The organism is Comamonas testosteroni, assembly GCF_000761245.1.
In the GTDB taxonomy this organism is placed as follows: domain Bacteria; phylum Pseudomonadota; class Gammaproteobacteria; order Burkholderiales; family Burkholderiaceae_C; genus Comamonas; species Comamonas testosteroni_C.
The window spans coordinates 77,789-91,640 of sequence record NZ_AWOR01000057.1 but is presented as its reverse complement, the minus strand read 5'-3'; the positions used below and the strand labels follow the sequence as shown (position 1 = coordinate 91,640).

The window sequence follows — 13,852 nt, the reverse complement described above, 5'->3', positions numbered from 1 at the left end:
CTTTTGGCGACACCGGCTTTGAACCTTTTATGCAGCTACCGCCTCTTCAGCGACAGCGGTAACGCGCTGTACTCCCGAGATGATGGCGCGCAACGAGGCGGAAACGATATTGGCATCCACCCCTACGCCGTAGCAGACCTGAGCGTCATCCACGCGCAATTCCACATAGGCAATCGCCTTGGCATTCGCACCCTCGCCAATCGCATGTTCGGCATAGTTGAGCACGCGCACATTGCGACCGACGTTAGCCGACAACGCCTGCACGAAGGCATCAATGGGGCCCGTACCTTCGCCTTCCAAAAAAACCTTTTCTCCGGCGATCTCGATGTGGGAAGTCATATTGACCACGCCATCTGCCTCGCTCAGGCGATATTGAGGCGCCTTGACGGTGTTGACGCCATATTCGCGCTGGAACAGCTCCCACAGATCAGCAGCCGACAATTCCTTGCCGCTGGCATCCATCTCGCGCTGCACGACCTGGCTGAATTCGATCTGCAGGCGCCGGGGCAGCTGAAGTCCGTATTCGCTCTCGAGCAGATAGGCAATACCGCCCTTGCCCGACTGGCTGTTCACGCGAATCACTGCCTCATAGCTGCGACCCAGATCCTTGGGATCGATGGGCAGATAAGGCATATCCCAGATATCGCCTTCCTTGTGGGCGGCGAAAGCCTTCTTGATGGCGTCCTGGTGGGAGCCGGAGAAGGAGGTGTAGACCAAGTCACCCACGTAAGGATGACGAGGATGCACGGGCAACTGGTTGCAATGCTCAACCGTTGCACGGATATCGTCGATGTCGGAGAAATCCAGGCCGGGGTTCACACCCTGGATATACATATTGAGCGCCACATTCACCACGTCCAGATTGCCGGTACGCTCGCCATTACCGAACAGGCAGCCTTCCAGACGGTCCGCACCGGCCATCAGGGACAGCTCGGCAGCCGCCGTTCCCGTGCCGCGGTCGTTATGGGGATGGACCGAGATCACCACGCTGTCACGGCGCTTGATGTTGCGATGCGTCCACTCCACCATGTCGGCAAAGATATTGGGCGTGGAGTGCTCTACCGTGGTGGGCAGATTGATGATGCACTTGTTCTCGGGCGTGGGTTGCCAGACATCGGTGACAGAGTCGATCACGCGCTTGGAGAACTCCAGCTCGGTGTCCGAATACATTTCGGGCGAGTACTGGAAGGTCCACTTGGTGTTGGGGTGCTGGGCCGCGATGTCCTTGAACATCTGCGCATTGGTCACTGCCAGTTCAACAATCTCGTCTTCACTCATGTTCAGCACCACACGGCGCATCACGGGAGCCGTGGCGTTGTAGAGATGGACGATGGCGCGAGGCACGCCTTCCAGCGCCTCGAAAGTGCGACGAATCAGGTGCTCACGCGCCTGGGTCAGCACCTGTACGGTCACGTCGTCGGGAATGCGGTTTTCCTCGATGAGCTTGCGCATGAAATCGAACTCGATCTGCGAGGCCGAAGGAAAGCCCACTTCGATTTCCTTGAAGCCGATCTTCACCAGTTGCTCGAACATGCGCACCTTGCGCTCGATGTCCATGGGCTCGATCAAGGCCTGGTTGCCGTCACGCAGATCCACACTGCACCAGACCGGGGGCTTGGTGATGACCGCGTCGGGCCAGGTGCGATCGGTCAGACGCACGGGGGCGAAAGCGCGGTATTTGGTGGAAGGGTTTTGCAACATGGTGAGTCTCTTTAGTCGAAATTAGAGGAAATTGAACCCAGCTTCAGCGACGCCCAAACGCAAAAACGGCCCGTCGCTGATGCTACGGGCCGCCAAGTAGGGTGTGTGTTTGTACGCGCGCGCTACTTTCTCTGCCCGTTGGACATTAGTAGTAGAGCTAGCGACAGGTTTTGCATGCGGATCACTTTAACACAAGAAAAGTTGACAGGGCCAGGAATTTTTGGGGCCGCGCTTCAATCGTCGTGCAGACCACGCTCATCGGGCTCGTCCTTGGAGGTCGCCACAATGCTCACCTGCTCGCCCTTGGCACGGCGCCAGACATAGATCACATAGCCCGAGACCGAATAGCCGACAAACACCAGGAACAGCATGGTTGCAGGCTCGATGCTGACCACGGCCATCAGCAGCGCCACCACCACCAGCGAGACAAAGGGCATGCTCTTGGCGCCGCCAATGTCCTTGAAGCTGTAGTAGGGAATATTGGTGACCATGGTCAGGCCTGCAAACAGCGTGATGGCGAACATGATCCAGGACAGATCGGCCCGATCCGTGGGGTAGCCGCCGAAAAAGGAAATCACATCGCCGAAGATGGGCACATCGCGGTGAGAAACCATCAGGGCACTGGTCAGCCAGATAAAGCCCGCCACCAGGGCCGCTGCCGCAGGAGAAGGCATGCCCTGGAAATAGCGCTTGTCCACCACGGCCGTATTCACGTTGAAGCGCGCCAGGCGCAGTGCCGCGCAGGCGCAATACACAAAGGCGGCAATCCAGCCCCAGCGCCCCAGGGGACGCAAGGCCCATTCATAAGCAATCAGTGCAGGCGCGGCACCAAAGGACACCATGTCGGAGAGCGAATCCATCTGCTCGCCAAACGCGCTTTGCGTATGCGTCATTCGCGCCACGCGACCATCAAGACTGTCGAGCACCATGGCGCAGAAAACGCCCACGGCCGCCAGTTCGAACTTGTTGTTCATCGCCATGACGATGGCGTAGAAACCGCCAAACAGCGCTGCCAGCGTGAACAGATTGGGCAGCACATAAATGCCTTTGCGCGGCTTGCGCGGCATTCCACTCAGATCGGCAGAATCATTGCTGTTTTGCATCAAACAGACCTCCAGTGCGTGCATGTCAAATGCATGCAGCTATTAAAACGATAGTATTTCAAGCACGGCCATCATGGCCATGTCCCTGCCACCAGTGTACCCGCCACACAGATCGCCTCCGGAATGAAAAAAGGCCACCTCGAAGGTGGCCTCTTGCTCGGGCGCAGTCATCCGGCTCGCGCCGAATGATTTGCCTGCATCAGTTGCGGGTCTGATCAACCAGCTTGTTCTTGGAGATCCAGGGCATCATGGCGCGCAGCTGGCCGCCCACTTGCTCGATGGCGTGCTCAGCGTTCTGGCGACGACGTGCAGTCATCGAAGGATAGTTCAGACGGCCTTCGCTGATGAACATCTTGGCGTATTCACCGCTCTGGATGCGCTTGAGGGCGTTGCGCATGGCTTCGCGGGACTTGTCGTTGATGACTTCGGTGCCGGTCACGTACTCACCATACTCCGCGTTGTTGGAGATGGAGTAGTTCATGTTGGCGATACCGCCTTCATACATCAGGTCAACGATCAGCTTGAGCTCGTGCAGGCACTCGAAATAAGCCATTTCGGGAGCGTAGCCAGCTTCGGTCAGAGTCTCGAAGCCCATCTTCACCAGTTCCACAGCACCGCCGCACAGCACGGCTTGCTCGCCGAACAGGTCAGTCTCGGTTTCTTCCTTGAAATTGGTTTCGATGATGCCACCCTTGCCGCCGCCGTTGGCAGAAGCATAGGACAGAGCGATATCGCGAGCCTTGCCGGACACGTCCTGGTACACAGCGATCAGCGAAGGCACGCCGCCGCCCTTCAGGTATTCGGAGCGCACGGTGTGACCAGGGCCCTTGGGAGCAACCATGATCACGTCCACGTCGGCGCGAGGCACAACCTGGTTGTAATGCACATTGAAGCCGTGAGCGAACGCCAGCACAGCGCCTGCCTTGATGTTGGGAGCAACGTTGTTGTTGTAAACATCAGGGATGTTTTCGTCGGGCAACAGCATCATGACCACATCAGCGGCCTTCACGGCTTCGTTGACTTCCATCACGGTCAGACCGGCCTTGCCGACCTTGTCCCAGGAAGAGCCGCCCTTGCGCAGACCGACCACAACCTTCACGCCGCTGTCGTTCAGGTTTTGAGCATGTGCGTGGCCTTGGCTGCCGTAGCCGATGATGGCAACAGTCTTGCCCTTGATCAGGCTCAGGTCACAGTCCTTGTCGTAGAAAACTTTCATGATGGCTCCAGGTCTCTTATCTTGAGGGGGTTAAAAAGGTTTATTCAGATTCAAAAGTGGTGCAAACAGCCATTAGACACGCAGAATGCGTTCGCCACGGCCAATACCCGAGGCACCCGTGCGAACGGTCTCAAGGATGGCAGTGCGATCAATGGCTTGCAGGAAGGCGTCGTTCTTGGACTGGTCGCCGGTCAGCTCCACGGTGTAGCTCTTCTCGGTCACGTCGATGATGCGACCGCGGAAGATGTCCGCCATGCGCTTCATTTCCTCGCGCTCCTTGCCCACGGCACGCACCTTGACCATCATCAGCTCGCGCTCGGTGTAAGCACCTTCGGTCAGGTCCACCACTTTAACCACTTCAATCAGTCGGTTCAGGTGCTTTGTGATTTGCTCAATCACATCATCCGAACCTGTGGTGAGGATGGTCATGCGCGACAGCGAGGGATCCTCGGTCGGTGCCACTGTCAGGGATTCGATGTTGTAGCCACGGGCAGAAAACAGGCCCACGACGCGCGACAGTGCTCCAGGCTCGTTCTCGAGCAGCACGGCAATAATGTGTTTCATTGGGAGATTCCTCTTTTCGCCGCCCTCCCCTGACACCGGTAAGTGCCAAGCTCGGCGGGCAATAGATTCGTCAAAAAATGCTATTTAAAATATAGCTACTTGCGCTTTACATGTAAGTACTTGGGGCCGAATTCACTGAAAATCGGCTTTCCAGGCATCACAGGTCGTCGGCGCCCAGCAGCATTTCCGTGATGCCACGGCCGGCCTGCACCATGGGGAACACGTTCTCGGTCGGATCGGTGCGAAAGTCCAGGAAGACGGTCTTGCTTTCCTCACGCACGATGCGGCGTGCCTCGCGCAGCGCAGCTTCGACATCGGCAGGCTTTTCGATCAGCAGGCCGCGGTGGCCAAAGGCTTCCGCCAGCTTCACGAAGTCGGGCAGCGAATCCATATAGCTGCTCGAGTAGCGACCCGAGTATTCGATTTCCTGCCATTGGCGCACCATGCCCAGGAAACGGTTGTTCAGCGCGCAGATGACCACCGGGGTGTTGTACTGCTTGCAGGTGGCCAACTCCTGGATGTTCATCTGGATCGAGCCTTCGCCCGTGATGCAGAAGACTTCGGAGTCGGGCTTGGCCAGCTTGATGCCCATGGCGTAAGGCAGGCCCACACCCATGGTGCCCAGACCTCCGGAGTTGATCCAGCGACGGGGTTCATCAAAGCGGTAGTACTGCGCCGCCCACATCTGGTGCTGACCCACATCGGAGGTGATGTAGGCGTTCGCATCCTTGGTCATGTTCCACAGCGTGTCGACCACGTACTGGGGCTTGATGACTTCGGTGTTGGACTTGTCGTAGCTCAGGCAGTCGCGGCTGCGCCAGCCTTCGATGGTGCTCCACCATTGACCCAAAGCTGTCTCATCGGGGCGCTGTGCCGACTCGCGCAGCATGGCGATCAGCTCGCTCAGTACATCCTTGACATCGCCCACGATGGGCACGTCCACCTTCACGCGCTTGGAGATGGAGGAGGGATCAATGTCGATATGGATGATCTTGCGCTCCACCGACATGAAGTGCTTGGGGTTGCCGATCACGCGGTCGTCAAAGCGGGCACCCACGGCCAGCAGCACATCGCAGTTCTGCATGGCATTGTTGGCTTCGATGGTGCCGTGCATGCCCAGCATGCCCAGGAACTTCTTGTCGCTGGCTGGATAGGCACCCAGACCCATCAGCGTATTCGTGACCGGGTAGCCCAGCATGTCCACCAGCTGGCGCAGCTCGTTACAGGCATTGCCCAGCAGCACGCCGCCGCCGGTATAGATATAGGGGCGCTTGGCCGTCAGCAGCAGCTGCAATGCCTTGCGAATCTGGCCCGCATGACCCTTTTTGACGGGGTTGTACGAGCGCATTTCCACTTTTTCGGGATAGCCCGTGTACAGCGCCTTCTTGAAGGACACGTCCTTGGGAATATCCACCACCACAGGGCCGGGACGGCCGGTGCGGGCGATGTGGAAAGCCTTTTTCATGGTCTCGGCCAGCTCGCGCACATCCTTGACCAGGAAGTTGTGCTTGACGATGGGACGAGTGATACCCACGGTGTCGCACTCTTGAAATGCGTCGGTACCGATGTAATTGGTCGAAGTCTGACCCGCAATCACCACCATGGGGATGGAGTCGGTATAGGCAGTGGCGATGCCCGTCACCGCATTGGTCAGACCGGGGCCGGAAGTCACCAGCGCCACGCCCACCTCGCCGGTGGCACGCGCAAAACCGTCGGCAGCATGCACGGCCGCCTGCTCGTGGCGCACCAGCACATGCTGAATGCTGTCTTGCTTGTAGAGCGCGTCGTAAATATAGAGAACTGCCCCGCCAGGGTAACCCCACAGGTGCTTGACACCTTCAGCCTGAAGAGACTTGATGAGGATTTCGGAGCCCATCAATTCCTGGGCGCCCTTGGGCGACGATGCGGCGGCTGCAGAGGCCAGCTCGGCTTTGGAGATTTCCATGATCAACCTTTGTGAATTTCTCTAACGAAAAACCTTCGGTGCCCTTAGCCTGAAGCCCTTGTGAGGCCGGTTTAGGACTTAAGACCACATGCCATGGACGTTTGTGTGTACGCCGGACCGTGATCCGTTTGCTTCTTTAAGTTGGAAATCATTATCGCACTGCAACAAGACCTTCAAATGCAGTACACAAAAAAACATCATCGGATGCGATAATCTGCGGCTTTCGCCACTACCTAACTCCCGCTTCCTCCAGGGTTACTCTCTCTTGGCCACAGAACAAGAACTGTCTGCATTCCTCAAAGACGTTGAAAAGCGCGCCTTCAAACGCAGCGTTTTCCATGTCCGCGACGAGGAGGCCGCCCTGGATATCGTGCAGGACAGCATGCTCAAGCTGGCCCAGCACTATGGGGACAAGCCCGTCAACGAGCTGCCCATGCTGTTCCAGCGCATTCTGTCGAACAGCACCCTGGACTGGTTTCGCCGCCAAAAGACCCAGAGAGCCGTTTTCACTCACTTCAGCGACCTGGAGTCTTCCGTAGACGGGGACAGCGACTTCGACTGGCTGGAAACCTATGCCACCCAGAGCGACGAATCCGCCGCCAACAACGCCGAGAGCCTGACCGAACGCAAGCAGACACTGCAAAGCATAGAAAAAGAGATACAAGAGCTGCCTGCGCGTCAACGCGAGGCCTTTCTCATGCGTTATTGGGAAGAGATGGATGTCGCGGAGACCGCTGCCGCCATGGGTTGCTCAGAAGGCAGTGTCAAAACCCATTGCTTTCGCGCCATCCAAACATTGAGCAAGGCACTCAAGGCCAAAGGAATCGAGTTATGAAATCCGTGCCCACCCTCCGGCAAGAACAGGCCGTCGACCGTATCGCCCGTCAAATCACTGCCCGACTGAGTGAGGGTGAAGCCTTGCTCCCGTATGAAGTCACCGAACGTCTGCGCGCCTCCCGCGAGCAAGCCGTGTCCATACGCCGCCGCGAAGCGTCTGTACTGCGCGTTCAGACCAGTACCGCAACATCTGCCCAGGGCAGTACCCTGACACTGGGCAATCCCGACGAAGGCAACGGCTGGTGGCGCACCTTGGTCTCGGCCATCCCCGTTTTTGCACTCATTGCGGGCCTGGTAATCTACAACTCCGACACCGAACAAAGTATGCTGAGCGAAGTCACCGAGGTCGATACCGCCTTGCTGACCGATGATCTGCCCCCTGCTGCCTACTCTGACCCTGGCTTTATCCAGTACCTCAAGACCTCGGCAGCCACTCCATCAGAACACTAAACAGCCTGCCACCTCTGCCTTGATGCCCACTGAGAAGCGCTCCCTCCTGAAACCCGACAACACCGCCGCCATCATGGCGGCGCTGTTGTTGGTGGCCTTGAGCTGGACAGGATGGAATGTCGTACAGCAAGTCAGGCTGGCACCCAGCTCCGTGCCTCCCGCCACGGTAGCTGCATCCAAGTCCATGCATGCGGATCCGTCCACGCGCCAAAGAGCCTCGGCACAGGCTTCGGGCCCACGCTGGGGCGAGCTCAGCAGCCACCAGCGTGAGATTCTGCAGCCGCTGGAAGAGCGCTGGGCCATGATCGGCTCGGTACAGAAGCGCCGCTGGATTGCCCTGGCGGATGGCTTTGACAAACTCAGCGAACGCGAACAGCAAAAACTTCATGACCGCATGGAAGCATGGTCCGGCCTGAGTGCCGCCCAGCGCAACCAGGCCCGGCTGAACTTCGCCATTACCAACAAGCTCGCAACAGACAAGCAGGCCCAGTGGGAGGCCTACCAGGCTCTGAGCGATGAAGAAAAGCGACTGTTGGCCGCCCGCGCCACCCCCAAGGTGGTAAGCGCCGCACCGGCCATCAAGCCTGTGCCTTCCAAGAAGCTGGCGCGCATTCCTGCTGCCACGGCCTCCCCCAATACGGTACCCAATCTGCCCAAGATTCCGCCCGCAACCATTCATCACCCACCACCGCCCGTGCCCGCAACACCGGCCATGGTGGAGACGCACCCAATCCGTACGCCCTCGGTGATTGTGGAGACGGCTCCCGTGGACATTCCTCGCGCCACCCCGATCACCCTGCCTCCGCTGGATGCGCCAGGTCAAGACTCGCACCAATGACAGCGTCGATGCGGCAAACCGAGTTTCAAGCCTGCTGACCTGAACCCTACAATTGCCTCATGCAGCAAGACACCCCGATCCGCAAAGGCAGTGCAGCACCCTCAACCACTCCTGACTTCATAGCACCAAGCCTTCGCCGCCGCATGGCTTGCTGGCTTTATGAAGGAATGCTTTTGTTTGGCGTGGTGTTCATTGCCGGCTATTTGTTCGGAACCCTGTCTCAGACGCGCAATGCACTCGACAATCGGCATCTGCTGCAGGCTTTCATGCTGGTGGTGCTGGGGATTTACTTTGTCTGGTTCTGGAGCAAGGGCCAGACGCTGGCCATGAAGACCTGGCATATCCGCGTGGTCGATACCCAAGGTCGCCCGCTGACGCAGACCCGCGCCCTGCTGCGCTACGCAGCCAGCTGGATGTGGTGGCTGCCGCCGCTGGCCCTGCTCTACCCGCTGGGCCTGCCGCCACTGGAGGTGCTGGTGCTGCTCCTGGGCTGGATTCTGATCTGGGCACTGCTGAGCCGCTTTCACCCCCGAAAGCAGTTCTGGCACGACGCCTGGGCCGGCACCCAGCTGGTGCATCAGGCCCCCACTCCAAAACACATTCGCTGACCCAATCTCTCCATGAGCGCCTCCTCACCCGACCCCGTCAACCCGCAAAAGAGCCGCACCGGCCTGTCCCGGGTGCTGCATGCCGGCGGCTACTCGCTGGCTGGCCTCAAGGCCGGCTGGCACGAAAAAGCATTTCAGCAAGAAGCCATCTGTGCTGTTGTCATGATTCCTCTGGCGCTCTGGCTAGGTCAGAGCTGGGAGCAGGCAGCATTGCTGGCCGGCAGCGTCATCCTGGTTCTCATTGTGGAATTGCTCAATACCGGCATAGAGGCAGCCATAGACCGTATCGGCCCGGAATGGCACGAGCTGTCAAAGAAAGCCAAGGACATGGGCAGCGCCGCTGTATTTTTGGCCCTGTGCCTGTGCGGCGCCATCTGGGCTGCCGCTCTTTATCACCGTTTCATCGTATGACCCAACCCGCTTTTTCCATTTGCGTGTACTGCGGCTCACGCCCCGGCACCAACCCTCAATTCACCGAAGTCGCCAAGGCCGTGGGCCAATGGATAGGCTCGCGCGGCGGCCAGCTGGTTTATGGCGGCGGACGCAGCGGCCTGATGGGCGTGGTGGCCGAAGCCACGCAACAAGCTGGCGGCCGTGTCGTCGGCATCATCCCTCAGGCGCTGGTCGACAAGGAACTGGCCAACCAGGCCTGCGACGAGCTGCACATCGTCAAGAACATGCACGAGCGCAAGGCCATGATGGCCGAGCGCAGCGACGCCTTCGTGGCCTTGCCCGGCGGCATCGGCACGTTTGAAGAGCTGTTCGAAGTCTGGACCTGGCGCCAGCTGGGCTACCACGACAAGCCCGTCGGCATTCTCAATGTGGATGGCTATTACGACGCCATGCTGCAGTTTCTTCAGTCCTGCGTGGGCAACGGCTTCATGGGCGAGTGGCAGATGGGCCTGGTCGAAAGCAGCAGCGACACCTCGGCCCTGCTGCAAAATCTCGTCCAGAATGCAGGCAGTCAGCTGGATACGCCGCCTCTGCGCTCGGTGATCTGAGGCCTGCAAACCCTGTGGAACGGCATCCGCCGGCCCGCAGCGCTGCAGGCAGTGCGCAAGCCCCGCTCCGGGCCATGAAAAAAGCCAGACTCAAGGTCTGGCTTTTTGGTTGGGGCGCATGTCTGGCGCGCATAACTGGGGCGCATAACTGGACCCGGCATGCCTGCTCAGACAGCAGTGTCGTCCAGCTCGCCCGTGCGGATGCGCACCACTCGCTCCACGGGGGTGATGAAGATCTTGCCGTCTCCAATCTTGCCGGTGCGCGCGACGTTGACGACGGCATCCACGCAGCGGTCCACATCTTCATCTCGCACCACGACTTCGATCTTCACCTTGGGCAGGAAATCGACCACATACTCGGCGCCACGATAGAGCTCGGTATGGCCTTTCTGGCGACCAAAACCCTTGACTTCGGTCACGGTCAGACCATTCACCCCACACTCTGCCAGGGCCTCGCGCACTTCCTCGAGCTTGAAGGGCTTGATGACGGCGGTAATCATTTTCATGGGGCGGGTTCCTCAATTGATTGAAATCGGCAAACACCGGAGGCAGAACCTCAGGCGCGAAATTTGTTGGTGATGGGGTAGCGCCAGTCCTTGCCAAAGCTGCGCATTGTCAGACGTGGACCGACCGGCGCCTGGCGACGCTTGTACTCGTTGATTTGTATCAGACGCGTGACCCGCTCCACATCCGCCGGCGCAAAACCCTCGGCGACGATGGAGCTTATGCTCTCGTTGTTTTCCATGTAACGGGACACGATGGCATCCAGCACCTCGTAGTCCGGCAGGCTGTCCTGATCCTTCTGATCGGGGCGCAACTCAGCACTGGGCGGACGCGTAATGATGCGATCGGGAATGGGATCGAGCCCCGTGCCGAAGGGATCGTTGGCATTGCGCCAGCGTGCCAGCGCAAACACCTCGGTCTTGAACACATCCTTGATGACGGCAAAGCCTCCAGCCATGTCGCCGTACAGCGTGCAGTAGCCGGTGGACATCTCGCTCTTGTTGCCTGTGGTCAGCACGATGGAGCCAAACTTGTTGCTCATGGCCATCAGCAAGGTCCCCCGAATACGGGCCTGCAGGTTTTCCTCGGTCGTGTCTTCGGCGCGCCCGGCAAAAGTGCCTGCCAGCGCCGCCTTGAAGGCTTCGAACTGCGGCGCGATATCGATCTCTTCGTGCTGTACGCCCACGCGCTCGGACATTTCGCGCGCGTCAAGCCAGCTGATATCGGCCGTATAGGGCGAAGGCATCATGACCGTGCGCACCTTGTCCGCGCCCAGCGCATCCACTGCGATAGCCAGCACCAGGGCCGAGTCCATGCCGCCCGACAGGCCGATGAGTGCGCCCGGAAAACGGTTCTTGCCGACATAGTCGCGCACGGACAGCACCAGCGCAGACCAAAGCGCATGGTGGTGGTTCAGCTGGGGTTTGACTGACCCCGTCAGCGTCACGCATCCATCCACCAGATGCGCGGCCACCATGGGCAGCTCTTCCTCGAAAGCTGCCGCGCGAGCCGCCACCTGACCGCTGGCGTCCACTGCAAACGAGCAGCCGTCGAACACGACTTCGTCCTGACCGCCCACCAGATGGGCATACACCAGGGGAGCCGCATTTTCCATGGCGCGCTGCGCAATCACCGCCTCGCGCTCGGAGGATTTGCCGCTATGAAACGGCGAGGCATTGATGACGGCCAGCAACTGGGCGCCTGCGGCCACGGCAGCCCGCGCAGGGCCGGCATGCCAGGCGTCTTCGCAAATCAGCAGGCCGACCTGGATGCCATCGAGCTCAAAGACACAGCTCTCTTGACCGGCCGCAAAGTAGCGCTGTTCGTCGAACACGCCAAAATTGGGCAGCAGCTGCTTGAAGTAGCGCGCAATCTGCAGACCATCGCGCAGCACGCTGGCAGCGTTGAACAGTTTGTTACCTTGTTCATCGCGCTGCGGGTGACCGATGACCAGCGCCAGCCCCGGCCATTGGACACTGGCTTGCTGCAATTGCTGCAGGGCCGCGTCGCAGGCCTCCAAAAATGCCGGACGCAGATACAGGTCCTCGGCCGCGTAGCCGCACAGGGCAAGCTCGGGCGTGAGCAGCAGTCGGGCGCCGTTGGCATAAGCTTCAGCAGCAGCGGCGATGATTTTCTGGACATTGCCAGAGAGGTCTCCCACAACAAAATTGCGTTGGGCACAGCAAATGGAAAGCGTCATGAAAAGCAAGCTAGGCGGTGAGGCCACCAGCCCCCGCGACAATCAGGGCATGGCCGAAAACAAGATTATCACTCGCGTGCTTGCCAGCGTGCAGCAGCTGGACGCACAAACCTGGAATGTGCTGCTGGCCTCTCAATCCACGCCCACGCCCTTCATGCGCCACGAATACCTGGCGGCCATGGAGCAAAGCGGCAGCGCCACGCCCGACACCGGCTGGATCGCCCGGGTCATCACCGTCTGGGACGGCGATGAGTTGCTGGCCGCCTGCCCCCTCTACATCAAGACCCATTCTTACGGCGAATATGTGTTTGACTGGGCCTGGGCTCGCGCCTATCAGCAGCATGGCCTGCCGTACTACCCCAAGGGTTTGCTGGCCGTCCCCTTCACGCCCGTGCCAGGCTCGCGTCTGCTGGCACGCAGCCAGGCGCTGCGCGTGGCGCTGGTGCATGCCGTCCAGGCCTGGGCAGCCGAGCAGCAGCTGTCATCGCTGCACCTGCTGTTTGGCGATGCCGATGATCTTGCCGCCTGCGCGGCGGCCGGCTGGATGCAGCGCAGCACGGTGCAGTTTCACTGGACGAACACGCCGCCCGCCCTCCCTGCTGCGCGCGCCACTTTGCCCGCCGAGGCAGAGCCCGCCAGCATGCAGGCCTGCGCTGACACCGCAACGACACCGCCCCGCTGGAAGGACTTCGACGATTTTCTGGGCTCGCTGAACCAGGAAAAGCGCAAGAAGATTCGCCAGGAGCGGCGCAAGATTGCCGAGGCCGGCGTGAGCTTTAAGGCCCTGCAAGGCCGCGACATCGGTGCGCAGGACTGGTCCTTCTTCTATCGTTGCTACGAGCGCACCTACTTGGAGCATGGCAACCCGCCGTATCTGACACCGGAGTTCTTTGCCGCCATGGCCTCGGCCATGCCCGAGAGCTGGGTGATGTTCATTGCCGAGCGCAACGGGCAGCCCGTAGCATCAAGTTTGATAGCTACTACCGCCTTACAGTCAACGAATTCAGCATCAAAACCATTGTTTTTTGATGATGGACAAGCGCAAGCAGCTATCAATAACAAGGTCGCCTATGGCCGCTACTGGGGCGCTCTGGAGCGGATCGACAGCTTGCATTTCGAAGCCTGCTACTACCAGCCCATCGAATGGTGCATCGCCAACGGCTTTGACCGCTTCGAGGGCGGCGCCCAGGGAGAGCACAAGATGGCCCGTGCGCTGCTGCCCGTGGAAACACCGAGTGCCCACTGGGTGGCCCACCCGGCTTTTGCCGATGCCATCGAGCGCTTTTTGCAGCGCGAGAGCGAAGGCATGGCCCAGTATGTGCAAGAGCTGCAATCCCATAGCCCGCTGCGCAAGGCCTGAAGGCGGAGACAAAAAAAGGCCGCTTT

General features: G+C 59.6%; 14 protein-coding genes. 7 read left to right on the top strand and 7 right to left on the bottom strand.

Features of this window, described 5'->3' with window-relative positions; translation table 11 throughout:
* Positions 1-27: 27 nt before the first annotated feature.
* The 5 genes from leuA to P353_RS16725 form a co-directional block, all read right to left on the bottom strand.
* Complete coding sequence (leuA, locus tag P353_RS16745) at positions 28-1,701, bottom strand: 2-isopropylmalate synthase (RefSeq protein WP_034371824.1); 1,674 nt, start codon at positions 1,699-1,701, stop codon at positions 28-30.
* Between the two features lie 233 nt (positions 1,702-1,934).
* Complete coding sequence (pssA, locus tag P353_RS16740; RefSeq protein WP_034371984.1) at positions 1,935-2,804, bottom strand: CDP-diacylglycerol--serine O-phosphatidyltransferase; 870 nt, start codon at positions 2,802-2,804, stop codon at positions 1,935-1,937.
* Between the two features lie 199 nt (positions 2,805-3,003).
* Positions 3,004-4,020, bottom strand: a complete 1,017-nt coding sequence (ilvC, locus tag P353_RS16735; protein ID WP_034371821.1) for a ketol-acid reductoisomerase — start codon at positions 4,018-4,020, stop codon at positions 3,004-3,006.
* Between the two features lie 72 nt (positions 4,021-4,092).
* Positions 4,093-4,584: an acetolactate synthase small subunit gene (ilvN, locus tag P353_RS16730; protein WP_003056638.1), complete on the bottom strand. Its 492-nt coding sequence runs from the start codon at positions 4,582-4,584 to the stop codon at positions 4,093-4,095.
* Between the two features lie 157 nt (positions 4,585-4,741).
* Positions 4,742-6,529, bottom strand: a complete 1,788-nt coding sequence (locus tag P353_RS16725) for an acetolactate synthase 3 catalytic subunit (protein WP_034371819.1) — start codon at positions 6,527-6,529, stop codon at positions 4,742-4,744.
* Between the two features lie 265 nt (positions 6,530-6,794).
* Here P353_RS16725 and P353_RS16720 point away from each other — a divergent pair, with 265 nt between their 5' ends.
* Genes P353_RS16720 through P353_RS16695 form a run of 6 tightly spaced genes read left to right on the top strand, consistent with a single transcriptional unit; the run spans position 6,795 to position 10,263 of the window.
* Positions 6,795-7,364, top strand: coding sequence for an RNA polymerase sigma factor (locus tag P353_RS16720; protein WP_034371816.1), 570 nt, complete (start codon positions 6,795-6,797; stop codon positions 7,362-7,364).
* The gene (locus P353_RS16715) at positions 7,361-7,816 is read left to right on the top strand and encodes a DUF3619 family protein (RefSeq protein ID WP_034371814.1); all 456 of its coding nucleotides are present in this window, start codon (positions 7,361-7,363) and stop codon (positions 7,814-7,816) included. Before P353_RS16720 ends, P353_RS16715 begins: the two co-directional genes overlap by 4 nt.
* Positions 7,817-7,838: 22 nt before the next feature.
* Positions 7,839-8,654, top strand: a complete 816-nt coding sequence (locus tag P353_RS16710) for a DUF3106 domain-containing protein (RefSeq protein WP_034371812.1) — start codon at positions 7,839-7,841, stop codon at positions 8,652-8,654.
* A 59-nt stretch (positions 8,655-8,713) separates the two neighbouring features.
* Positions 8,714-9,262 carry an RDD family protein gene (locus tag P353_RS16705; RefSeq protein WP_080750591.1) on the top strand — a complete coding sequence of 183 codons (549 nt, stop codon included), beginning with the start codon at positions 8,714-8,716 and terminating at the stop codon, positions 9,260-9,262.
* A gap of 12 nt (positions 9,263-9,274) precedes the next feature.
* Positions 9,275-9,673 carry a diacylglycerol kinase gene (locus tag P353_RS16700; RefSeq protein ID WP_034371806.1) on the top strand — a complete coding sequence of 133 codons (399 nt, stop codon included), beginning with the start codon at positions 9,275-9,277 and terminating at the stop codon, positions 9,671-9,673.
* The gene (locus P353_RS16695) at positions 9,670-10,263 is read left to right on the top strand and encodes a TIGR00730 family Rossman fold protein (RefSeq protein WP_034356985.1); all 594 of its coding nucleotides are present in this window, start codon (positions 9,670-9,672) and stop codon (positions 10,261-10,263) included. Before P353_RS16700 ends, P353_RS16695 begins: the two co-directional genes overlap by 4 nt.
* Positions 10,264-10,430: 167 nt before the next feature.
* Here the strand turns inward: P353_RS16695 and P353_RS16690 are convergent, their stop codons facing one another.
* Both P353_RS16690 and P353_RS16685 read right to left on the bottom strand, forming a co-directional pair.
* On the bottom strand, positions 10,431-10,769 hold the full coding sequence (locus tag P353_RS16690; protein ID WP_003056652.1) for a P-II family nitrogen regulator: 339 nt from the start codon (positions 10,767-10,769) through the stop codon (positions 10,431-10,433).
* 50 nt (positions 10,770-10,819) lie between these two features.
* Positions 10,820-12,466, bottom strand: coding sequence for an NAD+ synthase (locus P353_RS16685; RefSeq protein WP_034371803.1), 1,647 nt, complete (start codon positions 12,464-12,466; stop codon positions 10,820-10,822).
* On the opposite strand from P353_RS16685, the gene P353_RS16680 reads away from it, so the two are divergent.
* Complete coding sequence (locus tag P353_RS16680) at positions 12,465-13,826, top strand: GNAT family N-acetyltransferase (RefSeq protein ID WP_034371800.1); 1,362 nt, start codon at positions 12,465-12,467, stop codon at positions 13,824-13,826. The two genes, P353_RS16685 and P353_RS16680, sit on opposite strands and share 2 nt — an antisense overlap.
* Positions 13,827-13,852: the final 26 nt, after the last annotated feature.

Coding starts and splice junctions, on each gene's coding strand:
- leuA (WP_034371824.1), bottom strand. CDS start 1,701: ATGTTGCAAAACCCTTCCACCAAATACCGCGCTTTCGCCCCCGTGCGT.
- pssA (WP_034371984.1), bottom strand. CDS start 2,804: ATGCAAAACAGCAATGATTCTGCCGATCTGAGTGGAATGCCGCGCAAG.
- ilvC (WP_034371821.1), bottom strand. CDS start 4,020: ATGAAAGTTTTCTACGACAAGGACTGTGACCTGAGCCTGATCAAGGGC.
- ilvN (WP_003056638.1), bottom strand. CDS start 4,584: ATGAAACACATTATTGCCGTGCTGCTCGAGAACGAGCCTGGAGCACTG.
- P353_RS16725 (WP_034371819.1), bottom strand. CDS start 6,529: ATGGAAATCTCCAAAGCCGAGCTGGCCTCTGCAGCCGCCGCATCGTCG.
- P353_RS16715 (WP_034371814.1), top strand. CDS start 7,361: ATGAAATCCGTGCCCACCCTCCGGCAAGAACAGGCCGTCGACCGTATC.
- P353_RS16710 (WP_034371812.1), top strand. CDS start 7,839: ATGCCCACTGAGAAGCGCTCCCTCCTGAAACCCGACAACACCGCCGCC.
- P353_RS16705 (WP_080750591.1), top strand. CDS start 8,714: ATGCAGCAAGACACCCCGATCCGCAAAGGCAGTGCAGCACCCTCAACC.
- P353_RS16700 (WP_034371806.1), top strand. CDS start 9,275: ATGAGCGCCTCCTCACCCGACCCCGTCAACCCGCAAAAGAGCCGCACC.
- P353_RS16695 (WP_034356985.1), top strand. CDS start 9,670: ATGACCCAACCCGCTTTTTCCATTTGCGTGTACTGCGGCTCACGCCCC.
- P353_RS16690 (WP_003056652.1), bottom strand. CDS start 10,769: ATGAAAATGATTACCGCCGTCATCAAGCCCTTCAAGCTCGAGGAAGTG.
- P353_RS16680 (WP_034371800.1), top strand. CDS start 12,465: ATGAAAAGCAAGCTAGGCGGTGAGGCCACCAGCCCCCGCGACAATCAG.
- P353_RS16685 (WP_034371803.1), bottom strand. CDS start 12,466: ATGACGCTTTCCATTTGCTGTGCCCAACGCAATTTTGTTGTGGGAGAC.